The organism is Cronobacter sp. HA18003 (assembly GCF_011605905.1).
GTDB lineage: Bacteria > Pseudomonadota > Gammaproteobacteria > Enterobacterales > Enterobacteriaceae > Cronobacter > Cronobacter sakazakii.
The window spans coordinates 116759-140514 of sequence record NZ_JAANQO010000011.1; the positions used below are offsets into that span (position 1 = coordinate 116759).

Sequence of the window (23756 nt, forward strand, 5' to 3'; positions counted from 1 at the left end):
TCATTATTGTGCGTAATCCACCGGCCTGCGCCGTGTAAAGAAAAGAGAACCGTGCTGCGCCGGCGGCAGCTATCCATTTTTTTGCCTTTTGTCCTGCAACGTCGCGGTGAAACCAGCGCGCGACGCCCGTAGCACAGGGCTTATCGGGGCGATAACCGTCTTCTTTAACAGTATCGCAAACAATGAAGTATAAAGCGAAACGTATGATTTACCAGATGGTGAGAACGGTCTGAAACTGCGGCATACGTGGCTTTCGACCGCGTCAGGACGGTGCCCTATTGAGTGAAGATAACGGGGAGGATAATTTGCTGGCGAACAAAATAACGGCAATATGATTAATTAATAGTCGTTAACTTTACGCTAATTTACCCTGAAATAGTTGAAACTGAAATTTCAGGCAAAAAAATGCCGGATGCGAGCATCCGGCGGTAATAGGGGTAAAACGAACATTCAGATCTGAATGACGGTAATAAATAAAGTTAATGATGATAGCGAGAGTTATTTTAGTGGACTCTTCTTATTTGGTTTTGGCATTCAGTGCGGTAAATAATCTGAATGATAATGTCATTGATTTTACTGCATTAATTGTGTTTTCTTGATAATTAGTGCGAATTTATTTAGCGATTAGTGCGGAAAAAAGTTCCCTTTCGTTAATACTTTTTTACATTTTGTAGGCATTATGAAACACCTAAAAAGTTTTCGTATCATATTCCTGTTGGATTATTCGGCTCCGGTTTCGGACAATGGATTTGCCCGCTAGTTCCCTGAATTAGTGAGCAGTGGCAATAATAATATAAAGGCATATAACAGAGGGTTAATATAATGAAAGTTAAAGTTCTCTCCCTGCTGGTCCCGGCTCTGCTGGTTGCAGGCAGCGTAAATGCGGCAGAAATCTATAATAAAGACGGCAACAAATTAGATCTGTTCGGTAAAGTTGACGCTGAGCATTACTTCTCTGACGACAAAGGCGCTGACGGCGACCAGACCTACATGCGTATCGGCTTCAAAGGCGAAACCCAGGTTAACGATCAGATCACCGGTTACGGCCAGTGGGAATATCAGATTCAGGGCAACACCGCTGAAAACGACAACCAGTCCTGGACCCGTGTGGCGTTCGCAGGCCTGAAATTCGGTGACGCAGGTTCTTTCGATTACGGTCGTAACTACGGCGTTATCTATGACGTGACCTCCTGGACCGACGTTCTGCCGGAATTCGGCGGCGACACTTACGGTGCGGACAACTTCCTGCAGTCTCGCGGCAACGGCATCGCGACCTACCGTAACACCGACTTCTTCGGTCTGGTTGACGGCCTGAACTTCGCCCTGCAGTACCAGGGTAAAAACGGCAGCGTTTCCGGTGAAAACGACGCCACTGGCGGTCGCAGCCTGCTGAAACAGAACGGCGACGGCTACGGCATGTCTCTGACCTACGATCTGGGCGAAGGCTTCAGCGTAGGCGGCGCGATGGCCACTTCCAAACGTACTGCTGACCAGAACGCCAGCAATGCTGCCCTGTTCGGTGAAGGCGACCACGCTGAAGTTTACTCCGGCGGCCTGAAATACGACGCGAACAACATTTACCTGGCAGCGCAGTACTCCCAGACCTACAACGCAACCCGTTTCGGTACCTCTAACGGCGACCGCAGCGACATCTACGGTTTTGCTGACAAAGCGCAGAACTTCGAAGTGGTAGCACAGTACCAGTTCGACTTCGGCCTGCGTCCGTCCGTGGCTTACCTGCAGTCCCGCGGTAAAGACATCGCCAACAAAACCACCGGCGAATCTTTCGGCGACCAGGATCTGCTGAAATACGTTGATGTTGGCGCGACCTACTACTTCAACAAAAACATGTCCACCTTCGTGGATTACAAAATCAACCTGCTGGATGACAACAAATTCACCCGTCAGGCTGGTATCGGCACCGATGACGTCGTAGCGGTAGGCCTGGTTTACCAGTTCTAATCCCCGACCTGATGTGCAAAAGGAGCCTGCGGGCTCCTTTTTTTATGTCTGAAGAAAATAGGGTAACCTGTCGCCGCCGTTACAGAGGAGAAACGTGTGAAATTATTGGCTTTACGAACCCTGCTGCTGACTGCTGCCTTGATGGTTGCCGGTTGTGACAACGCCCCGCAGGCGCTGGTGCTGGAAGGCAAAACGATGGGGACGTCGTGGCGCGTCAGCCTGGCGGACGTTGATACAGCGCGCGCAAGCGAACTGCGTGAGAAAATCCAGGCGCGCCTCGACGCCGACGACCGGCTCCTCTCCACCTGGAAGGATGACTCCGCGCTGATGCGTTTTAATCATGCCCGCACCACGGCGCCCTGGCCGGTCGATGAGGCGATGGCCGATATCGTTACCGAATCGCTGCGCGTTGGCGCAAAAACCGACAACGCGATGGATATTACCGTCGGGCCGCTCGTTAATCTCTGGGGCTTCGGCCCGGATAAACAGCCGGTGAAAACGCCGGATCAGGCGCAGATCGACGCGGCCCGCGCGCGCACCGGCCTGTCGCACCTGAAAGTTATCAACGGTGCCGGGCAGCAGTGGCTGCAAAAAGATCTGCCCGACCTGTATGTCGACCTTTCCACCGTCGGCGAAGGTTACGCCGCTGATCATCTGGCGCGCCTGATGGAAGAAGAGGGCATCAGCCGCTATCTGGTGTCGGTGGGCGGCGCGCTCGCAAGCCGCGGCATGAACCCCGGCGGGCATCCGTGGCGCGTGGCTATCCAGAAGCCAACCGACCAGGAAAACGCCGTCCAGGCGGTGGTGGATATTAACGGCCACGGCATCAGTACCTCCGGCAGCTACCGCAACTATTATGAGCTTGACGGTAAACGCCTGTCGCACGTGATTGACCCCGCGACCGGGCGGCCCATCACGCATAAGCTGGTCTCGGTAACGGTGATATCGCCGACGGCGCTGGAAGCAGACGCCTGGGACACCGGGCTGATGGTGCTCGGCCCGGAAAAAGCGAAAGCGGTGGCGCTGCGTGAGAAGCTCGCGGTCTATTTGATCACCCGCGAGGGCGACAGCTTCGCGACCTGGATGTCGCCGCAGTTCGCAGGCTTCATTGATAAAACCGAAAATTAAAAAGCAAGAAGATGCGTTTTCACAGGCGGCTGGTCGGGCAAACTCACGCTAACCTGTAAGAAGGAGAGCGCCATGAACGTAGCAGATTTTACCAGCGAGCACGCCCGCTGGCAGGCGGTGGAAAGCCGCGACGCGCGTGCCGATAACGCTTTTGTCTTTGCGGTGGTGACCACCGGGATTTTTTGCCGCCCGTCGTGCCGGGCGCGCAGGCCGCTTCGCGAAAACGTGCGTTTTTACGAAGATGCCAACGCCGCCAGCGCGGCAGGTTTTCGCCCCTGCAAACGCTGCCAGCCGGCAGGGCTCACGCCGCAGGCGCAAAAAGCGCAGCGTATCGCGGCGGCCTGTCGGCTGATGGAACAGAGCGACACGCCGCTGACGCTGGCTGCACTTGCCGAAAGCGCCGCTATGAGCCCGTATCATTTTCATCGTGAATTCAAAGCGATTACCGGCATGACGCCCAAAGCCTGGCAAAATGCGCTGCGCGCGCAAAAACTCCAGGCGGCGCTGCGTGGCGGCATGAGCGTTACGGATTCGCTCTGGGAGGCCGGGTTTTCCTCTGGCAGCGCGCTCTACCGCGACGCCAACCGCGCACTTGGCATGCGACCGCGCCAGTACCGGCGCGGCGGCGAACAGACTGCAATTCGCTACGCCATCGCGCCCTGCGAGGCGGGGCTGTGTCTGGTGGCGACCAGCGATCGCGGTCTGTGCGCCGTGCTGCTGGCGGATGACGCCGCGGCGCTTGAAGCAGAACTCGCGACCATTTTCCCGCATGCAGAGCGTCTCGCGCCGGATAACACTTTCCGTGCGCAGGTGGCGCAGGTTATTGCGTGGCTCGATGCGCCACAGGGCGAACTGGCGCTGCCGCTCGATTTACGCGGCACCGCGTTTCAGCTACGCGTCTGGCAGGCGCTACAGTCGGTGCCGCCCGGCAGCACGATAAGCTATCAGGCGCTCGCGGAGCGTACCGGCAATCCGCAGGCGGTGCGCGCTGTCGCCAGCGCCTGCGCGGCCAACAAGCTCGCTATCGTGGTGCCGTGTCACCGGGTGGTGCGCCGCGACGGGGCGCTCTCCGGCTACCGCTGGGGCGCTGACCGTAAGGCGCGGCTGCTCGCTCGCGAACGTGAACAGGAGAAATAATGCTCGATCTTTTTGCCGATGCCGACCCCTGGCAGGAGCCGCTTGCCGACGGCGCCGTGGTGCTGCGCCGTTTCGCGCTCGCCTCTGCGCCCGCGCTGATGGCGAGCATTGAGGCCGTCGCGGCCCGTTCGCCGTTTCGCCATATGGTGACGCCCGGCGGTTATACCATGTCGGTCGCGATGACCAATTGCGGCGAGGTGGGCTGGAGCACCAACCAGAAGGGCTATCTTTATGCCCAGGTCGACCCGCAAACCGGCGCGCCGTGGCCCGCGATGCCGGATGCCTTTCGCACGCTGTGCGACGCAGCCGCGAGCGCGGCGGGCTATCTCGATTTCACACCGGACGCCTGTCTTATCAACCGCTACGCGCCGGGCGCGAAGCTGTCGCTGCATCAGGATAAAGACGAGCCGGATCTGCGCGCGCCGATTGTGTCCGTTTCGCTTGGGCTGCCCGCCGTGTTTCAGTTCGGCGGCCTGAAACGTAACGATCCGCTGAAGCGTCTGTTGCTTGAGCATGGCGATGTGGTGGTGTGGGGCGGGCCGTCGCGGCTGTTTTATCACGGTATACAGCCGCTCAAGCCCGGCCAGCACCCGGCGACCGGTGAATATCGCTACAATCTTACCTTCCGCCAGGCGCGCGGATAAAAATAAGAATTATTCTTGATGTGACCGCAGAGCCGTTTAAACTGCTCGCTGTTTTCACAGCCTGAGTCATGTTTATTTATGGAACTTCTGCGTCTCGTCTGGCGCCAGTATCGCTGGCCGTTTTCCCTGGTGCTTGCGCTGAGCCTCGCCAGCGCGGCGCTCGGCATCGGGCTTATCGCCTTTATCAATCAGCGCCTGATTGCCACCGTCGAGCTTAGCGCCTCGGTGCTGCCGGAGTTTCTCGGCCTGCTGGTGCTTTTGATGGCGGTGACGCTCGGCTCCCAGCTGGCGCTGACCATGCTCGGTCACCACTTTGTTTACCGGCTGCGCGGTGAGTTTATCAAACGCATTATGGATACGCCGGTCGGGCAGATAGAAAAGCTCGGTAGCGCCACGCTGCTGGCGGGGCTGGCGAGCGATGTGCGCAATATCACCGTCGCGTTTGTGCGCCTGCCGGAGCTGGTGCAGGGCGTTATTCTGACGCTCGGCAGCGCCGCCTACCTCGGCTGGCTGTCCGGCAAAATGCTTGTGGTAACCGCGCTGTGGATCGCGGTGACAATGTGGACAGGTTATCTGCTGGTGCAGCGGGTCTATAAACACCTCTCCACGCTTCGTGAGGTGGAGGACAGCCTGTATGAAGATTTCCAGATAGTGCTGGAAGGGCGCAAAGAACTGGCGCTTAACCGCGAGCGCGCAGAGTACATCTTCGATAAGATCTACACGCCGAACGCGCAGCGTTACCGCGAACAGATTATCCGCGCCGATACTTTCCATCTGAGCGCCGTTAACTGGTCGAATATTATGATGCTCGGCGTGATTGGCCTGGTGTTCTGGATGGCGAACGGGCTTGGCTGGGCCGATACCACCGTCGCGGCTACCTATTCGCTGGCGCTGCTCTTTTTGCGCACGCCGCTGCTCGCGGCGATGGGCGCGCTGCCGCCGCTGCTCTCCGCCCAGGTGGCGTTTAACAAACTCAAACAGTTTCAGCTCGTGCCTTATGAGCCGGCCTTTGAACGCCCGGCGCGCAATGACCACTGGCAGCAGCTGGAATTACGTGACGTCACGTTTACCTATCACGACGGCAGTTTCAGCGTGGGGCCGATTAATCTCACTATCCATCGCGGCGAGTTGCTGTTCCTGATTGGCGGCAACGGCAGCGGCAAATCGACGCTCGCAATGCTCTTAACCGGCCTGTATGAACCCGCATCCGGCGAAATCCTGATAGACGGTAAACCGCTTTCCGCAGGTGACATGGCCGCGTACCGCCAGCATTTTTCGGCGGTATTCACCGATGTCTGGCTGTTTGACAAACTGCTCGGCCCTGGCGGCAAAGAGGCGGACCCGGCGCTGGTGGAAACCTGGCTTCATCGCCTGAAAATGGTCAATAAGCTGACGCTTGAGAACGGCAAAATCCTCAACCTGAAACTTTCGAAAGGGCAGAAAAAGCGCGTGGCGCTGCTGCTGGCGCTGGCGGAAGGGCGCGATATCATCCTGCTTGATGAATGGGCCGCCGATCAGGACCCGCATTTCCGCCGCGAGTTTTATCAGGTGCTGCTGCCGCTGATGAAAGAGATGGGTAAAACCGTGTTCGCCATCAGCCATGACGATCACTATTTCATTCATGCTGACCGGTTGCTGGAGATGCGTCAGGGCGTGCTGTCCGAACTGACCGGCGACGAGCGCCAGCTCGCGAGCCGCGACGTGCTGGCGCGTACCGGCAGTTAAGCCGCGCGCATCAAAAAGGCGGAAACGGTCTTCCGCCTTGCAGGGTCTGAAATCACCGCGCTGGCGGTGGTTTTTTCAGAGTTTACCGCTTAGCCGCTGGTGGAATTCGTGGCTGCGCATATCCAGCCCTTCAATTTCCACCGTCGCGTTATAGCGTTGATAGTGCGTTTCGATGGCGTCCAGCGCCGCGACGGTGGAGGCATCCCAGATCTGCGCGTGGGTTAAATCGATGATCACCCGCGCCGGATCGTCGGCGTAGCGGAAATGCTCGTAGAGATCGTTGCTGCTTGCGAAAAAGAGCGGGCCGCGCACCCGGTAGCGCACCGCATTGCCGTTATCAATAACCTCGCGCTCAGCGCGCACCACGTGGGCAACGCGACGCGCGAAGAGCATCATCGCAAACAGTACGCCGCCCGCGACGCCAATAGCGAGGTTGCCGGTCCAGACGGTGGCGATAACGGTAACGACCATCACCAGCGTTTCAGAGACCGGCATGCGTTTGAGCGTGGCAGGCGCGATGCTGTGCCAGTTCAGCGTTTTCGCCGCCACCACCATCATAATGCCCGCCAGCACGACCATCGGGATCTGCGCCATCACGGCGCTCAGCCCGGTCACCATTAGCAATAGCACCAGCGCCGCGGCGATAGTGGAAAAGCGCGAGCGGGCGCGGCCCAGCTCTACGTTCACCACCGTCTGACCGATCATCGCGCAGCCGCCGATGCCGCCATAAAACCCGCTCAGGATATTGGCAACACCCAGCCCCCAGCATTCGCGGCGCTTGCTGGACGGCGTGTCGGTGATGTCATCCACCAGACGCGCCGTTAAGAGCGATTCCATCAGCCCGACAAACGCGATGCTCAGCGCGCAGGGCCAGACGATACGCAGGGTGTCCAGGTTAAGCGGCACCAGCAATTGCGTGAAGCCCGGCAGGCCCGGCGTCATCGGGCCTTCGTCGCCGACCGTCGGCGGCGTCAGCCCGCACGCCCAGGCGATGACCGTTACCGCGACAATCGCCACCAGCGGCGACGGCACGCTTTTGGTCATGCGCGGCAGGAGAAGCACGATGGCGAGTGTGGCGGCAAACAGCAGCCAGACCATCTGGCTCTGCCCCCAGACGTGCGGCACCTGCGCCATAAAAATCAGGATGCCGAGCGCGTTCACAAAGCCGGTCATCACCGAGCGCGGGATGTAGCGCATCATGCGCGCCAGCCCCAGCAGCCCGAAGAGGATCTGGATGATGCCGCCCAGCACCAGCGCGGGAAGAATGTAGCCGACGCCGTGCTGATGCACCATCGGGCCGATGACCAGCGCCACCGAGCCTGCCGCCGCGGTCACCATCGCCGGGCGTCCGCCGAGCAGAGACATACTGAAGCACAGCACAATGGACGCCACCAGGCTCACTTTCGGGTCGACGCCCGCAATGACCGAGAACGAAATCACTTCCGGGATCAGCGCCAGCGCAGTCAGAATGCCCGCCAGCGTTTCGCGCATCAGCAGGCGCGGTGTGCGCAGCACATGCGCGACAGAAAGCTCAGGCACCGCCCGAGCCGCAGTTTGAGTATCAGACATGAGTATTTGCAGGTGTTTTATAATGAGCGCCGCCCTTTGCGGGCAGCAGGGACGGGCGATGGTACAGAGCAAGGCGACAAAACGCCAGTCTTGCGACCGCGCCGATTACTCAACGCGCTGGTAAGGAAAGCGATCCTGAATGGCTTTACGGAAGTAGCGGCCCTTTGATGGGGCGCGCGCCAGCGCGAGCCACACCTGCTCCGGCACGTTCTGGTAGTGATAGACCGCGCCGCTGTGAAAGGCGATTTCCAGCACCCGGCGGTCCTGGTCATAGCCGACCGACGCCAGGCTTCTGGAGACGACATCTTCTCGTTGCATACGTCCTCGCGGCGGATGAGACAATGGTATGAAGTATAGCGCTGAAACCTGTGAGAGCGGCCGAGGACATCGCAGATAAAAAAACCAGCCTTAACGGCTGGTTTTGATGGATATTTTAACGCCAGAACCAGAGCACAGCTATTGAGATACGAGGCGTGATCCCAGCCTGGGACTGTTTCCGCCGCGATCGTCAGTCACCTGCCAGACGATATTATCCCCGCCAGGCTCTGGCGGCAGAGAATAGGTTGCTGATCCTTTTGGTGGCAACATTCTTCCTTGCGTATCAATTGTTTTTTCGCCCACCATCAGGGAATAAAAGGTAATCCAGTAAGGTGTCGGATTCTCCGCATGCAGGGTATTTCCCGCCCGGCTAAATATCACTTTTTGATAATCGCTGCGGGTCGGTGCTTTTAAACCGGCAGGACGGTAAAATAATTTCATCCGCTGATTCATGGCCACAGCCAGCGCATGTCTTTTTTGTTCCAGCCCTTGCGGGCTGGCTTTAATCGTGATCCAGTAAACCGATTCCCGGTCAGTGGGAAGAGGTGCATTTTTGTGAATAATATGAAGTTTTCTGACGTTATTCGGGTCGAGTCGGAATAACGCTGGGGATACTTCAAATGGTGGTGTTGACGCACTGTCTGTTGTGCCCGTGACTGCATCGCTATCCACCCATGATTCAATCAGCCAGCGTTCTTTGCTCTGGTTTCGTACGGTCAAAGAATGTTGTTTTTGTCCTGGCTGATAAATAACCCGCGTTCCTTCAATCACGACGCCGGTTTGCGCTCCGGATGCCGTCGCTGCAGGCGCCTGGATAATTCCCGTCATGGTCATCTGGACAGTATCTGCGGCCTGTGCGCCCTGCGCCCAGCTAATTCCACCTGAAATGAGCAACGTCATCAACGTAGTTTTTGAAAATAATTTACTGGCAGACATAATATTTCTCCTGTTATTGGTAATTGATAGTCACGGTGGCCGAAGCATTCGCATCACCGGCGGCGACTATCTCTGCCGTTTGTAAATAACGGGCCTTCCAGCCAAAATTGAGTATGGTTGGAGTAAGTGGTTTAAATTGGCTAATGCTGCCGATCGGAACGCCATTATTATTGGCGTCCACAATTTGAATGGCCACGCCGCTGGCGGTCAGTACGCTGCTGGGCGTTAATTTAATGGCGCCCGGTTGAGGGGTGGCCGTGTCTGCCGTGGCATCCAGTTTTGCATACACCATAATTCCGGCAGGGCAGCTGAGTTTAATCGGAAGCTCCACACTGGCTGTGGTGCTGTTGATACCGGTAAACTCTGTGGTGAGATGATTGTTTAAATTTGCCGCAACCGTAGGCGTCAGAACGGTACATGACAGGGAAGGAACGACAATTGTTGTATTTCCCATGTTGTACGCTCTGTCCTGATGTTCCGCTGAGGAATAATAGAAATTTTTGACGGCCAATTGCTTTATATCTAAAACCCCGGCTTCTGGCGTATCAGATGTTTTTATGAGATCGACAATGGTCGGATTCGCATCATAAGCTGCAGTCGGGCCTGTCCAGACAGGGCTTGAAGTATAGGGGGACGTAAAATAAAACCCATTTTGCAAAACGCGAACCCCAATGCCCTGAAGGTTTGTTTCATAGACATGGCTGATGGAGGTTTCATTCGCAGAATAAGATAAGTGAAAATGAAAATAACCGTAAGATCCAGCGTCACACTCCATTTCTTTATTATTTGTGGCGGGTATTGATTGCGAAGCGATAACCCCGCCGACGGGAATATCTGATGTCACCGTCACTGTTCCGAAATTCACAGTCGCATCAGGTTGCGGATAGACAACACAATTCGCTAATGCTTGTGTTATACCCGCAATGAGCAAAACTACCACACATAAAGTGTGATATAATATTTTCTGGTTTTTCATGTTTTCTACCTTAAATAAATGGCTGACTTGCATTCATCCGGACGTAATAACGCCAGATGTCATCGCCTATTTTTATACTGTTTATTTCCTGGCTCTTGTTCAGGGGTGCAGATAAAAAGAGGGTTGCCGCGGTTTTCAGGGCTGATAAGCCAGAAAAGAAATATTCTCCGCTGATGGCACATAATAAGGGCTATCTGGCGCCAGCGTGGCGGCTGCGATTTCAGCCGTCGCATCAAAAATATCGATTGCTACCGCGCCGCCAGGGGCATTAAGCGGAAATAATCCCTCCTGCGTATTGTCTGAAAAATGCATATTTCCGCTTAACGATACCTGTACTCTGCTGACGCCAGCACCCTGGTAATCCCACCAGTAGAGCGTATTCGGTGTTTTATTATCCGCAGGCGTCTGGCTGTTGACATAAATAGCGCCTTTATCGGAGGCCGCCATAAAGGCCATGGTGCCAGTGAGCGTTTCGCCAGAGGTGGTCGCGCTTACGGTCACGCTTTCCGCCTGCGTGTCAACGACGTCAGCCAGGGCGTAGCCTGAGGCATCGAGCGTGACGCTCAGCGATTGCGCATTACCCGATATGAACCTTGCACTTCCGGTAACGTTAAGCTGTACCGCTTTGCCGGGCGTGCCATAGAGGGCGATTTTATTGGTCGGCTGTACCGCAGCGAGCATACCGGTATTTAACGGCGCGCCGGTGGAGCAATAAAGATTGAGCGGCACGGCTTCCGTCAGGGCGATGGTATAGGCAAACTGATTGCCGTTATCCAGCGAAGCCGTGACTACGGCTTTCCCTGTATCTCCACTGTCGGTCAGTTTGGCATTTGATTGCCCGGCGCTGTCGGTATCCTGTTCGGGATGGTTCAGATTACCCAGCGAAGTCGCCCAGTATACCGCCACACCCGTGGCCACGTTTCCGGATTGATCTTTCACCGTAGCGGTTAGCCTGGCGGCGTCCACCCCGTCACTGGCGATACTGTCTTTGTCGCTGGTCAGACTGGAGATCACATACCCCGCCGTGCTTTCGCTAACGATCACATCTGCAAATTTACTGTCACCGGTGATGGTGGCGGTGACGGTCGCGGTGCCAGGCGCGCCGTTGTCGGTCAGTTGGGTACTCGCAGTGCCATCGCTGCCAGTGACTGATGAGGGGACGCTCAGGGTGCCCAGCGTGGTTGTCCAGTTGACGGGGACGCCGCTGATGGGTTGACCGCTACCGTTAACGACGGTCGCGGTGATAGTCGAACTGCTCACGCCGTCGTCCACAATGCTGGTTGGGTTTGCCGTCACGCTACTGATAGTGTCAGACGCGGGTGTGCCGCCCTCCAGCGTCACGACCCAACTGCCATCTGGTTGCAGTTGAGGAGCGCTGAAGATCCAGCCGTCAGGAAATCCGCCAAGATCTGTCACCGTGACGGCCCCACCGGTTCCCTGCAATAACAGGGAGCCGCTTCCGGTCCAGTTGACCGTGCCATTGCTGGGGTTGTACTCACCATACTGACAGGTCGCCACGACAGAGCTGCCGGCGCTTTTACCCACAAACCCGAGCGCGCCTGGGTTGCCCGGCAGGGCCAGTGTGGTGATGGTCGTGGTGCTCATCCCTACCTGGCTGAAGGCGGCGACGGCGTTTGGGGCGGCCTGCGCGGCGTCCACATCCAGCCAGACCACGGCGACCTGCATGGGATCGATCCCCAGATAGTTCAGCGGGAATTGATCGGAAGAAGGATAAAGCAGGGTCAGATCGTTCTGTGTCACCGGAATAATATCTTCCCGATGACCCAGATAAACGTATGAGGCGTCACCGGGATTAACGGCACTGTTGATAAAGGCCTGCATTGCAGACATGGCGACGGACTGATATGTCCAGCTGGCAGAACTGGCGGCCAGCTCACCAGCTTCGCCGTGCAGGACTTTTTGCAGATTGCCTGCTTCATTTTTGCCGGTATAAAAAATCAGGCTGCTGCCGGCGTTAGTGTTGATTGGCATCATATTTTCTCCAGAGTGAAGGTTCAGGCCGGGCAGGCCGCCGCAGGCCAGGACGAAAACGCCAGTTGTCCGGTGACATACGTTCCTGTGTCAGGCAGGGATAAGGTAAAACGCACCGTTTCCGCCACAATATCCGTGACATCAAAACCAGCGGCATGGGAGGTACTGACGTTCGCATAAGCGATAGTCGAACCGGATACCGGAAGGATGGCGCTGGTGGGAGACGTGAGCGCCAGCCTGACCTGAGTTGCGCCAGAGGCCTCGGTGGTTTGCATATAGACGCCACAGGTGCTGCGGCCATCGGCGGCTGCGAAAGTAGAAATACCGTAGCTGAGTAAATCGCCGTTGCCCGGCGTCCAGGCGCTGAAAGCCATGCTGGCTGAAGCACTGAGTTGCGGATTGGTGAGTCCTGTCGCGCTCACCAGCACATTGCCGGTTGAAAAACTGTATACCTGCGCGCTTGCCTGGCCGCTTTCATCAAGCGTAAGCGTCAGTAATTGTTCTCCCGACGGGTTAAACCAGGCGTTGGAACTGCTGGATAATGATAGCTGTATGCCCGCGCCTGCTGGTCCTGAAAGCGTGACGGTATTGAGCGGCCTGACCGGAACGGTTGGATCAAAGAACGGGGCACCTGTTCCGCACGTCATGATTAAACTGGATGTGTTATCGCCCGTCAGATTGGCTTCTGTTGCCGCTGATGAAGCGATACCGCCGCTTTGATACATCACCTGATATCTCCCTTCTCCGTAGCCCTCGCCTACGGGCGTCATCGTGTCGGCAGGAATATGGAAAACGGCCTGCCGGGCCTGTGCTTCTGTGCCTGTCAGCACACGGGTTTGCGTCCAGGTGGCCCCAGGTACGGGCGCGTCCGGCGTCGTCTGGTAACCCGTCCAGAATGCGGTCAACGTATCGCCAGTGACCATGCCGGGATATGTGATAACCATATCGGTGCCGCTGTCAGCCGAGACTTCGCTGGCGGTAATGGTATTGTCGCCAGCCGCAGCAGGGAAAACGGGCGCGGGAAGCAAGAGGCAGTGCTGGCTGTCAACCTGAACGCGGGTTATATCGGAAACCCCGGCAAGGGCAGGTGCCGTTACGGAGTACCATGCCTGCGCGGAACCGACCCCAATGGGCGTGATAAAAGTGACAGGCACTGTCACGCTGAAACCTGCCGAGATATCGCTCTGCGTCAGGATATGAAGCGGGGATTGCCAGGCGGCGGCCGGAAGCGGCACGCTGCTCGTGCTGTAGCCTTGCCAGTAAACGACCACACCGCCTCCGACGACAAACTGAGAGCAGGGCGGAATATCCACCTCCAGCCCGTCAGTCGTAATGTCGTCACAGGACACCCAGCCATCATTACCGGCCGGGATAACCGGAGCCGGATAAATGCCGCTGCCGGTCATATCCAGGTTCACGGTGGCATCTTGTGAACTCTGCGCCGTTCCGGTTAACGGTATTACGGTGTACCAGGCTTCCGCGCTGCCGGTGGTTGTGACCGCCGTAACAAAGGGGGAAGAAACCAGCACGCTGAACCCGTTACCGACATCCGGCGTCGCGACAGTGTGCGTGACGCTGTTGTCACTTGCAGGTACCGCGTTTCCGTTCGCATCAAACGCCCGCCAGTACACATAGACCGTGTCGCCGGTGTTATAGGCTGCCGTGCTCCATGGCACTTTCACGTGCGTGCCGCCATTTTGCATTACGGATGCATAGGTGATGGTGTTTGTCGCATCTGCATCAGGAAAGGCTGGCGGCGGCAGGCCATCGACGTGCTGGCGATCAACAATGGCGGTGGCGACCGGCGAAGCCGACGTGTTTTGCGCGGCATCGGTGGCGACGTACCAGACCTGATGTGGCCCATCCGCAGGCCATGCCGTCCCGGATACCGGGATCAGGCTTGACCAGGGCCAGGCATAGGTATCCGGATCGGGGAGAGAAAGCGTGCTAAATAGCTCGCCGTCGAAATAGAGACAAAGGTAATCATTTTTCGCCGCGTTCGTGTAACGTGCAACGTTAACCACGATACCGCCATCACTCTCCAGCTCTGTCTCGGTGATGTAGCCATCATTGACCATTTGTGGTAGTTCAGGCGGCGGCAGCGTTGAAGTAATCGTCATGTCAGGGTGTCCTGTCAGGGGATAAAAGGCCCGGTGGCATAAGAGCGTACCGCCGGGCATGCTTACGGTTAATGAAACCTTTTATGACGCGCCGCTACGCGTTAAAGCCCGGCGGCACGGTATCCACGTTGACACTCTGGTCAAAAGAGAGCTCGACCGTGGAGGCACCCGCAGGCAGTACGGTGTAGTAGGCGTCAACCGATCCCTGATAGCCCTGACCGGCATTGGGGAAAAAGAGCGCTGAAGAAACGATAAAGGTGTAAGAGGTATCACTGGCGCTGACGGTATAAGAGAATGAGCCGCTGGCACCCATGATCGGGTTATTGTTGGAATCTACAGCAGGCCAGTACAACGTAATGACGTCACCCGCCGCCATGGACGGATAAGAGACCTCCACGCTTACGCCATTGGCTGCATCGGCGATGTTAATGTAACTATCCGTTCCTGCCGGAATAACCGGTTTGGTCAGCGTTGGCGCAGTCTGCCCGCCATTGGCAATCACAACTGGAAGGGCTGAGGAATAACTGGTGTTGCCGGCGGCGTCAGCGGCGGTGTAATAAACCGGATAATTGCCGTCCTCAAGGTAGAACGGGGGAATTTCAAGGCTGATATCAATGACCATCGGCAACTGCGTCGATGGATCGGTTAGCGTAGTAAAATGAGAGTAATCGCCCCACCAGAAGGTGATCCGATCGCCAGCCGTCGCGTTGGGATAATGCGGGATAACCATCTGCACGCCAAGCTGCAGATCATAATAATCCAGGGTGTACTGGTCAGCCTCAGTGGCACCAGAAACCGTGGGCGCAGGCAGTGCGGTGCTGGCATAGATGCTGGTCTGCTTGCCTGTGTCATCATCAGCGGTGGTGGCGGTGACCGTCAGAATACCGCTTGCGATAGCGGTAACTTCAACGATAGCCGCGCCAGAAGCATCGGTGGTGGACGTGGCTGCGGAGAGTTTACCGCCCGCCGTAACCGTCCAGTTTACCGTGGTTCCGTCAGGCGCTGGCGCGCCGGTGTCATCATGGATAATCGCTGTGATGGTGGCGGCAAGCGAGCCGTCAGACGGCAGCGCGGATTTATCGGCGGTAACGGTAAATACAGAATAAGTTGCCATGTATTATTCCCTAACAGACAAAGTAATTAAAAACAGAAACAAGAGAATGACTATTTTCCTGACGGAAACAGACGTCCGTTGTTTTCTGCGTCCGGGTCAGAATAAAGAACGGCTAAAAAAAATACTGAATCAAAACAGGACAGGAAATGTGCTTTTTCCAAGGACTTTCGGGGCTTCATTCGGGGAAAAACGGCATGGTATAAAATTGTAAATATTATCAATTGATTAGGTTTTTTCTCCACGTTTAATCACTGCTGCGAAAAACTAAGGAAATATTTGAAATAATAGTGTGCATCGTTAAACGGAGATACACCGTATATGCAAAGGATTTCGGCTCCATACGGAGCCGAAATCAGGGGAGTTAATAAGATGCCATGATTAAAGCAAATAATCTCTGGTATTGGTGGCCGTTACTGGGATTGAAGGATCAACGGTATCCTGTGGATCGACCGTTACAGTGGTAGAGAAACCAAACACGTTACCACTCACCGCGTAGCAAGTTTGTGTTGCCTGTCCCTGCGCATCGGTGACGGATTGACCGCTATTACAGTGGATAAAGCCGTTAGCGGGGGTAGACCAAATGACGGTCGCTCCGGCCACCGGATTGCCATTAATGTCTTTTACCTGCGCGGTCGTAATGCCCGGATCTGCCGCATTTCCTCTTCCGACCGAACTCAGCGAAACACTCACCGCTTTGAGCGAAACAGACGTAAAGGTTGCGGATGCGTTGCCGGATTTACCGCCCGCGCTGGCGATGACCGCGACCGTTTCTGCCGTGGTGTCGGTGAGGCTGACGGTGGCGAGACCACTGGCATCGGTGGTGACGGTGAGCGGTGTGGTGGCGGTAGCCGTTCCCACGTTCCAGGTGACGCTGACGCCCGCCATCGGCTGGCCGGACGCGCTGGTAACCAGCGCCTGCGCGACGTTGGCTGTGCTGCCGTCCGCAGGGGAATTGTTGGTGGTCATGGTCACTGCGACACTACTTACCGGCACAACGCTAAAGACAGCGATCGCGCTGCCGGTTTTGCCGCCCGCAGTGGCGCTGACGGTGATAGCTTCCGCCGTGGTGTCGGTGAGGCTGACCGTGGCAACCCCGCTGGCGTTGGTGGTGACGGTGAGCGGCGTGGTGGCGGTGGCCGTTCCCACGTTCCAGGTGACGCTGACCCCCGGCATCGGCTGGCCGGATGCGCTGGTAACCAGCGCCTGCGCGACGTTGGCCGTGCTGCCGTCGGCAGGGGAATTGTTGGTGGTCATGGTCACTGCGACATCATTCACCGGCACCGCGGTAAAGACCGCAGAGGCGCTGCCGGATTTACCGCCCGCGCTGGCGGTGACCGCGACCGTTTCTGCCGTGGCGTCGGTGAGGCTGACGGTGGCGATCCCGCTGGCGTTGGTGGTGACGGTGAGCGGCGTGGTGGCGGTGGCCGTTCCCACGTTCCAGGTGACGCTGACCCCCGGCATCGGCTGGCCGGATGCGCTGGTTACCAGCGCCTGCGCGACGTTGGCTGTGTTGCCGTCCGCAGGGGAATTGTTGGTGGTCATGGTCACTGCGACATCATTCACCGGCACCGCGGTAAAGACCGCAGAGGCGCTGCCGGATTTACCGCCCGCACTGGCGCTGACCGCGACGGTTTCCGCCGTGGTGTCGGTGAGGCTGACGGTGGCGATCCCGCTGGCGTTGGTGGTGACGTTGAGCGGCGTGGTGGCGGTGGCCGTTCCCACGTTCCAGGTGACGCTGACGCCCGGCATCGGCTGGCCGGATGCGCTGGTAACCAGCGCCTGCGCGACGTTGGCTGTGCTGCCGTCGGCAGGGGAATTGTTGGTGGTCATGGTTACTGCGACAGCGGCGACAGTCTGGCTCACGAAGGTTGAGTTTACGGAATCCGTCTTATTCCCGGCGCTGGCGCTCAGCTTTATAGCGCCCGGGGTCGTGGAAGAAAGATGAATCGTTGCCACACCGCTGCTGTTCGTGGCCTTGTCGCTGCTGACAATTGTGGCACCATTGCCCACTTTCCAGGATATCGCAACGCCGGAGAGTCCTTTACCGCTGGCATCTTTCACCTGTACCTGGGCGGCGTTTTGATCGGTGCCGTCGGCAATACTGTTATCTTTAGTGACGACGAGATCCAGATTTGCGACTAAGAGATTGAATGCCGCAGATGTCGTGCGTACGACAGAACCGGAGGTGGCGGTCACGATCACCTGACCCGCAGTCGTATTCGTCAGGTTAACGGAAGTATTGCCATTTGCATCCGTCACGCTGTTCGTACTGCTCAGAGCCGCGTTGCCACTCACCGTCCAGACGATGGCGGCATGGGCGGCAGGCTTGCCATCAGCGGTGACAGCATGAAGCGTAACGGTGTCGGCAGAGGTGCCATCCGCCGGACTGTTATTTTTTATTGTTGCAAGCGTCATATCCGCCACCGCTTTTGACGTCGCTTTTTTCTTGTATTGCAGGATAATTTCATTGTTGCGATCAACGAGATCGTAACGGCTGCCAGCCAGACTCCGTCGTGTGGCCACTTGCTCGGGGGAGATTTGCGACTGCCATGAGCTATCAAGCGCGTAGTGAAAGTTCAGGCTGAACTTCATTTCGTCCATGGAATCCTGGCCACGCTTATAATCGATGCCAGCGGTAATCAGGGGCACGGGCGTATAATTTAAACCGACCGTCACTGCGGAGGGGTTACTCTGCAAATGATCTTTATCGAACAACGCCACGTTATCACCGTAATATTGTTCGTACATTAATTTCGCGCCTAGCTGTGGAAACGAAGGAAGATAACCTTCTGCGCGCACGTCATAACCGTCAGCAGGCTTTTCATTGTAATTATCAAAATCGCCTGAGTTGTGCCATTGACTGGTTCCAATATACGTATTGGCGGAAAGTTTGAGATAATTTGTCCAGGCTTCAGCGCCAAATCCGATCCGGCGATTTTCACCCGTAAAATCATCATCAAAAAAGACGTTACCGCCGAACATCCAGTCGCGGACATAGAATGTGCGTACCCCTAAGCCAATGTTGCCGGTCGTGCGGCCATCAGGTGCGCGAATGCCTAGCTGGGTGAAAAGCACGGATTTCTTATTGTCATAGAGCGGAGCCAGGAAATCAAAAGCGCTATTATCCCAGTTTCCGTTATCATCGACGTCAAGCGTGACCTGCGCAGTACCGAAATGGCTTAACCATTCTTCAACCGTTGAGGCCGCATGAGTTGTTGCGAGATGTGTTGCGGTGTTTTTCATTGCATCAGCGCCATTTTGTGCCGCACTGCTGGCAAGCGACGCGCTAAGCGTTGACGCATCAGACATATCTGTTTCAGTCGCGCCAGGCCCGGATGAGGCGTGCGCGGGTAATACTAATAAAGGGAACGCTATTTGTAGGAGGATTTGCGCCCAGATAACAATCTTTTTTAACAGGCTAATTTTTAACGTATTCTTTTCCATTATGGATTGCTCATGCATAAATTCTCAATCAACACCCGTGCTACAGGTATCCTTAATGATGCCAAATGCATCTTAATATCCTGAAAAATGCAGTATTAACCTATGCCTTAATTTCCCATATAAATATCGATGCCAGACCAGACAGCATTAATGCTCCTGGAATAACAGGATGAGTATGTAAAAGAGTAAGTTGCTGAATTTAAATAATTACAGCAAAGCGCCTTCAATAAGGATTAAATGTATCGATGGTTTCTCCTGCTAAAAGTCAACGAGAGCATAAAAAATGATGACCCTTTGCAATACCTTTTGTTGAACATGTAAGTAAATGTTATTAACGCTGACATTATTAACTGGCTAACGCCGAGTCTGAAAGCGGAAATTACTATAATAGGATTAATAAGAATATTCCAGTGATGATAAGGGGGGTTAAGCGTGCTAATAAACAGGGTGATATATAAAGTGTATTTTTATGCTCACTTTTTTGCAAAAAAAGGCCAGTTTAAAGCTATATAAAATAGATAATAATAGGGTCTCTGCTACACGTGGATTAATTTTGTTTATCGCTGTTTGAGAATGGCTTACGGGAGTAAAGATTATTGCTGAAATATCTGTATACGAACAATTTACCGGAAGAAAAAATAGTCTGGCGGCTTTGCCCGTACGCTCATTACACGATGAGCGCGCGGAAACGGGCTGTACCGGTTTGAGAAGAATGAGGGGGCTTTTATAAATGAAGTGCGTTACAGGTTCACATAACACGTTAGAGGTGGTGAGTATGTTCTGAGGAGTATATTGATGAGCAGTAAGGTAGCATTGGGAGAGATAATCATGACACTCGTTTCCGACCCGATAGAAATGATCAGAATTTTGATCATATTGACCCTGGGTGAGGTGGGCAGATGGTTATGTGGCGGCGGTCGGCTGCGTGAAAGAACAGGCGATCTGATTATCAGTATCCTGCTCTTTGCTCTTATCAGGCCGCATATCATTAGCATGTCATCCATCTTCGGCATGCGGATATCTTCACGAACTATTGCCATCTGCATCGCGCTGGTGGGATCAAAGGGTATTAACCGTATTCTGGTTTATATCATTAAGAAAAGGACAGGATTTGATATTGATAAAGTGCTCGAAAAGAAAAAATAACACATCGCAAAGACTGTATTGTAAAGCATGGTATTAAAATCTCTGATGTATATGATTGACAACAATACATCAGAGATGATTTTATGGCATGTCGGTCTTAATAAGCAAGAAAGGAATTACTGTGCTTGTTTTGTAATGGCGGCTAATACTTGCATAATGTCAGAAACAATGGCTGTGCTTTTATGTTTTTTATTGATATAAAGCCCGCTCTGAATTCTGATGTCTGGTATTTTTATCTTCTTTACACCCGGTGGCGAAAAAAACGAAGTGAGACATTCGGGTAATAACATCATTCCTTCTCCCGAACTTACTGAAATGAGAATAGAGGCCGTATCTCTGTCTGTTTCTATGATATCCACATGCGGTATAAAGCTTTTGATGCTATTTGAGATAATTCCTTTTAACTCATTGGAGAAAACATCCTTTCTGATAAGCAGGCTTACATTACGGATGCTGTTAAAGTTTTTTAGCGCTGTGACGTGAAGTGTCTCAGGCATAAGAAGGAAAATGGATTCATCACTGGCTTTATGAAAAATAAGATTATCAGTGTAAGCTATTTCTCTGAAGGACAAGATGCCTGCGTCGGGGTTAGTGTGAAGAGACTGGATATCGGCGCAGGAGACAGAGACGCGCCTGCAACACACAGGCTGGTTCGTTTTTTTTTGCCAGGATAAAATATGCTGATAAATGACCAGTGGGACACTAATGTCGCAAAGTAACTCAAATCGGGAGCATTTGGCTGAGATACTGAAGTCGTTTTCTATCGAATAGAGGAGGTCGTAAACAGGTTTGATTTTCTCATAAAGCGTAATCGCTAATTCTGTTGGTTCAAGGTAATTATATTTTCTGATAAATAATTTCCCTCCCATTTTTTCTTCCATTTCGTAGATTACGCGGGCGAGAGGTGAGCGTGTTACACACAGTTGCTCTGCCGCACTGTTGATGCATTTCGCTTCAAAACAAACAATAAAGTATTTTAATTTTTTTGATATTAACAAGTTCATCATTACCCCCGTTCAAAAGTTTCCTTCTTCAACAACATATTTGAAGATGATTGATGGGAAAATAATACCTTCCAGATCCCTCATATGTAGTAGCTGTCTGTCCGTGCTCCTGTGCAGGTCTCTCACAGGTAAGATACGCGATTAGCTATTATCCTTGGCTCAAAAATGGCTGACAGAATGCGCATTAATCGCACATTTCTGGATGGTAATAAGCAATGAGCGGCTCATGCTGATTCCGTCATTATTTTACCAGGCAAAATTTAGGGCGGCATACCAGAACATGATGTTGTTGTGCGTGTAATTTTTTATTTGATATTCGCTATTAGCAGGTACAGATAATAGCCGGTCTGTAGCAGGAGAGCAGTAAAATCAACCGCGGACATCTCTTTCTGACTGACTGTAATGTTTCAGGCGAGCAGACATGAAATCACAGGTATGCGTCAGTGTGCGACTGGTTATTTTTTGCCTAAAGAGAGGGGGGTATTTACAGGAACGGGAATGATAAACGCATCGGTCAGGAGACGACAGATATAAAAAGAGCAAGTCTCTCGACTTGCTCTTTTCCGGGGTAATGTGCCACTCACATTGCTGCGGACTGGCGCATTTAAATTTTGGTCGGCACGAGAGGATTTGAACCTCCGACCCCTGACACCCCATGACAGTGCGCTACCAGGCTGCGCTACGTGCCGACGTGGAGGCTTATACTACCCGTTTTCACGCTGATTGCAAGCCGCGCCTGGCCGAGTGATTTATAAATAATCAATCAGTTAGCAATGAAGCGTTTTTCATCCGTCAGCACCTGCAGCAGCAGGCTGAGCTGCGGTTTATCGTCCTTCATTCGCTCGCCGCGCAGGTCATACATCCGGTAGTTGCCGTTGTTGTCCAGCACCAGCGTCATCTGCGGCGTCGTCACCGCCAGCGTATTGTTATCCGCGCTCACCACCCAGTTATTGCGGCGGGCAGGGGAGAAGAGATCTTCGCCCTGCGAATATTCATAAGCCGGTGTGCGCACATGCAACAGACGCTGCATCAGGGTCGTCATCACGTCCTGATGATCGGTCAGTTTCGTCACGCGCTGCGCAGGCGTGCCCGGCCAGTGGATAACCAGCGGCACCTGAATGCGCGAGCGATCCCAGCCGAAGCTCTCCTGCTGTTTGCCAAGCGGAACGCCGCGGCCCGCCGTGATAATCACAACGGTATTGTCCAGCTTACCGCTCGCTTTAAGCGACGCCAGCACGCGATCAATCTGCGTATCCACATTCCCCGCCGCGCGGGCGTAGCGGCGCGTAAAGGCCGCCTGCTGGGTGTCTTCATCAATGTTGGTGCCATTGAAGGAGACCCATGAGAACCAGCGGTTATCTTCCGAGGCGTACTTATTCAGCCAGCTAATCCACTGCGAGGCGGTTTGATCATCACTCTGCGGCTGCGCCGAAGGGAGCGAGAAGTCGGACAGCAGCGCCTGACGATACAGCGAACTGCTGAAACCGTCTGACGCGAACAGGCCGAGCTGATAACCCTGCTGATTCAGCGCGGTGATCAGCGCCGCCGGAATACGCGCGGCCAGCACCCCATCCATATAGCCCGGCGAAATGCCGTAAAACAGGCCGAAGATGCCGTTGTCCGCCAGATTCCCGGAGCTGAAATGCTGGGTGAAGTTAATGTTGTCGTGCGCGAACTGCGCCAGCGACGGCATCTGTTTTTCAAAGCGCGAGTAGTTAAGCCCATCGACCGTAATTAACAGCACATTATGGCCGGAACCCATATCGCTGTAACGCAGATCGCTCAGCGGATATTGCACGCTCACCGCCTCCGGATCGCCTTGCTCCACCAGACGGCGCTGATACTCCTGCGCGTCCAGCAGGCCATGTTTTTCCAGAAAACGGCGCGCCGTCATCGGGTAGGAGAGCGGGAGGTTTGCGCGCTGCATCGTGACCGGACGGTAGAAATTGGCGTCGGCCCAGATATACATCACGTGCGTAGTCACAAACGAGGCGAAAAAGAGCGCGGCCACGGGGCGCGCGTACCGGCGGCGGCGCGTCAGGCTGCGCAGCTTCTGCCAGCTCCAGGTGGCGAACAGCATCTCGATAAGCAAAATCACCGGCACCGCGATAAACATCAGCTGCCAGTCGCGAGCCATTTCGCTTTGATCGGGGTTAATCACCACCTGCCAGACCACCGGATTGATATGCAGGTGGAAGCGGGTAAAGACTTCGCTGTCGACCAGCAGCAGCGTCATGCCGATGGTCGCGAGAATCGCCGACAGGAACCGCATCAGCCGTTGCGACATCACGATAAACGTGAGCGGGAACAGGATCAGCAGGTACGTGGCAAACACCAGAAAGCTAAAGTGGCCCACCAGACTCACGTAGGAGTAAACCCGGCCCGTCAGGGTCGTGGGCCAGTCGGCGATAAACAGATAGCGGCTACCGAGGACAATGGAGAAGAGAATATTGAACAGGGCGAACCAGTGCCCCCAACTGATCATCTGGGAGACTTTTTCGCGGTAGCGCTGACGGTTAGTCACCATAGCTTTTTAACGTT

16 protein-coding genes and 1 tRNA gene are annotated in these 23756 nt (G+C 54.8%); 6 read left to right on the forward strand and 11 right to left on the reverse strand.

From position 1 onward, the window contains the following. The first annotated feature begins 822 nt into the window (after window positions 1-822). From G6041_RS01570 to G6041_RS01590, 5 genes are all read left to right on the forward strand, one after another. Window positions 823-1962 carry a porin OmpC gene (locus G6041_RS01570; protein WP_004387479.1) on the forward strand — a complete coding sequence of 380 codons (1140 nt, stop codon included), beginning with the start codon at window positions 823-825 and terminating at the stop codon, window positions 1960-1962. Window positions 1963-2058: 96 nt separating this feature from the next. Further along, window positions 2059-3090 (forward strand): FAD:protein FMN transferase ApbE, encoded by a 1032-nt coding sequence (apbE, locus tag G6041_RS01575; RefSeq protein ID WP_041460432.1) that lies wholly within the window; start codon window positions 2059-2061, stop codon window positions 3088-3090. Window positions 3091-3162: 72 nt separating this feature from the next. Further along, the gene (gene ada, locus G6041_RS01580) at window positions 3163-4227 is read left to right on the forward strand and encodes a bifunctional DNA-binding transcriptional regulator/O6-methylguanine-DNA methyltransferase Ada (RefSeq protein WP_012124182.1); all 1065 of its coding nucleotides are present in this window, start codon (window positions 3163-3165) and stop codon (window positions 4225-4227) included. After that, window positions 4227-4871, forward strand: a complete 645-nt coding sequence (gene alkB, locus G6041_RS01585) for a DNA oxidative demethylase AlkB (protein WP_012124183.1) — start codon at window positions 4227-4229, stop codon at window positions 4869-4871. The genes ada and alkB overlap by 1 nt, the downstream gene beginning before the upstream one ends. Window positions 4872-4949: 78 nt before the next feature. After that, window positions 4950-6596 carry a multidrug ABC transporter permease/ATP-binding protein gene (locus tag G6041_RS01590; RefSeq protein ID WP_012124184.1) on the forward strand — a complete coding sequence of 549 codons (1647 nt, stop codon included), beginning with the start codon at window positions 4950-4952 and terminating at the stop codon, window positions 6594-6596. 75 nt (window positions 6597-6671) lie between these two features. Here G6041_RS01590 and G6041_RS01595 read toward each other — a convergent pair whose 3' ends face one another. From G6041_RS01595 to inv, 8 genes are all read right to left on the reverse strand, one after another. Next, on the reverse strand, window positions 6672-8165 hold the full coding sequence (locus G6041_RS01595) for a SulP family inorganic anion transporter (RefSeq protein ID WP_012124185.1): 1494 nt from the start codon (window positions 8163-8165) through the stop codon (window positions 6672-6674). A gap of 105 nt (window positions 8166-8270) precedes the next feature. After that, window positions 8271-8483 carry a KTSC domain-containing protein gene (locus G6041_RS01600; RefSeq protein ID WP_004387484.1) on the reverse strand — a complete coding sequence of 71 codons (213 nt, stop codon included), beginning with the start codon at window positions 8481-8483 and terminating at the stop codon, window positions 8271-8273. A 138-nt stretch (window positions 8484-8621) separates the two neighbouring features. Beyond that, window positions 8622-9419: a fimbrial biogenesis chaperone gene (locus G6041_RS01605; protein ID WP_080515370.1), complete on the reverse strand. Its 798-nt coding sequence runs from the start codon at window positions 9417-9419 to the stop codon at window positions 8622-8624. Between the two features lie 13 nt (window positions 9420-9432). Next, window positions 9433-10395, reverse strand: coding sequence for a fimbrial protein (locus tag G6041_RS01610; RefSeq protein ID WP_041460433.1), 963 nt, complete (start codon window positions 10393-10395; stop codon window positions 9433-9435). Window positions 10396-10530: 135 nt separating this feature from the next. Then, window positions 10531-12390: an Ig-like domain-containing protein gene (locus tag G6041_RS01615; protein ID WP_227003074.1), complete on the reverse strand. Its 1860-nt coding sequence runs from the start codon at window positions 12388-12390 to the stop codon at window positions 10531-10533. 20 nt (window positions 12391-12410) lie between these two features. After that, window positions 12411-14507: a hypothetical protein gene (locus G6041_RS01620; RefSeq protein WP_085406944.1), complete on the reverse strand. Its 2097-nt coding sequence runs from the start codon at window positions 14505-14507 to the stop codon at window positions 12411-12413. A gap of 94 nt (window positions 14508-14601) precedes the next feature. After that, the gene (locus G6041_RS01625) at window positions 14602-15621 is read right to left on the reverse strand and encodes an Ig-like domain-containing protein (protein WP_012124191.1); all 1020 of its coding nucleotides are present in this window, start codon (window positions 15619-15621) and stop codon (window positions 14602-14604) included. Window positions 15622-15999: 378 nt separating this feature from the next. Continuing rightward, window positions 16000-19083, reverse strand: coding sequence for an inverse autotransporter invasin Inv (gene inv, locus G6041_RS01630; RefSeq protein ID WP_012124192.1), 3084 nt, complete (start codon window positions 19081-19083; stop codon window positions 16000-16002). Between the two features lie 777 nt (window positions 19084-19860). On the opposite strand from inv, the gene G6041_RS01635 reads away from it, so the two are divergent. Beyond that, a complete protein-coding gene (locus tag G6041_RS01635; RefSeq protein WP_227001497.1) occupies window positions 19861-20211 on the forward strand; it encodes a hypothetical protein in 351 nt (116 codons plus the stop codon). A gap of 116 nt (window positions 20212-20327) precedes the next feature. Here the strand turns inward: G6041_RS01635 and G6041_RS01640 are convergent, their stop codons facing one another. From G6041_RS01640 to yejM, 3 genes are all read right to left on the reverse strand, one after another. Beyond that, window positions 20328-21215 carry a LysR family transcriptional regulator gene (locus tag G6041_RS01640; RefSeq protein ID WP_041460692.1) on the reverse strand — a complete coding sequence of 296 codons (888 nt, stop codon included), beginning with the start codon at window positions 21213-21215 and terminating at the stop codon, window positions 20328-20330. A gap of 612 nt (window positions 21216-21827) precedes the next feature. After that, a tRNA-Pro gene (locus tag G6041_RS01645) sits at window positions 21828-21904 on the reverse strand. 74 nt (window positions 21905-21978) lie between these two features. Next, entirely contained in the window at window positions 21979-23742 is a 1764-nt protein-coding gene (gene yejM, locus G6041_RS01650; RefSeq protein WP_012124247.1) for an LPS biosynthesis-modulating metalloenzyme YejM, read from the reverse strand. Window positions 23743-23756 lie beyond the last annotated feature (14 nt).

Coding starts and splice junctions, on each gene's coding strand:
- G6041_RS01625 (WP_012124191.1), bottom strand. CDS start 15,621: ATGGCAACTTATTCTGTATTTACCGTTACCGCCGATAAATCCGCGCTG.
- G6041_RS01600 (WP_004387484.1), bottom strand. CDS start 8,483: ATGCAACGAGAAGATGTCGTCTCCAGAAGCCTGGCGTCGGTCGGCTAT.
- G6041_RS01640 (WP_041460692.1), bottom strand. CDS start 21,215: ATGAACTTGTTAATATCAAAAAAATTAAAATACTTTATTGTTTGTTTT.
- alkB (WP_012124183.1), top strand. CDS start 4,227: ATGCTCGATCTTTTTGCCGATGCCGACCCCTGGCAGGAGCCGCTTGCC.
- G6041_RS01610 (WP_041460433.1), bottom strand. CDS start 10,395: ATGAAAAACCAGAAAATATTATATCACACTTTATGTGTGGTAGTTTTG.
- G6041_RS01595 (WP_012124185.1), bottom strand. CDS start 8,165: ATGTCTGATACTCAAACTGCGGCTCGGGCGGTGCCTGAGCTTTCTGTC.
- yejM (WP_012124247.1), bottom strand. CDS start 23,742: ATGGTGACTAACCGTCAGCGCTACCGCGAAAAAGTCTCCCAGATGATC.
- inv (WP_012124192.1), bottom strand. CDS start 19,083: ATGCATGAGCAATCCATAATGGAAAAGAATACGTTAAAAATTAGCCTG.
- G6041_RS01570 (WP_004387479.1), top strand. CDS start 823: ATGAAAGTTAAAGTTCTCTCCCTGCTGGTCCCGGCTCTGCTGGTTGCA.
- G6041_RS01605 (WP_080515370.1), bottom strand. CDS start 9,419: ATGTCTGCCAGTAAATTATTTTCAAAAACTACGTTGATGACGTTGCTC.
- G6041_RS01635 (WP_227001497.1), top strand. CDS start 19,861: ATGAGCAGTAAGGTAGCATTGGGAGAGATAATCATGACACTCGTTTCC.
- G6041_RS01620 (WP_085406944.1), bottom strand. CDS start 14,507: ATGACGATTACTTCAACGCTGCCGCCGCCTGAACTACCACAAATGGTC.
- G6041_RS01615 (WP_227003074.1), bottom strand. CDS start 12,390: ATGATGCCAATCAACACTAACGCCGGCAGCAGCCTGATTTTTTATACC.
- ada (WP_012124182.1), top strand. CDS start 3,163: ATGAACGTAGCAGATTTTACCAGCGAGCACGCCCGCTGGCAGGCGGTG.
- G6041_RS01590 (WP_012124184.1), top strand. CDS start 4,950: ATGGAACTTCTGCGTCTCGTCTGGCGCCAGTATCGCTGGCCGTTTTCC.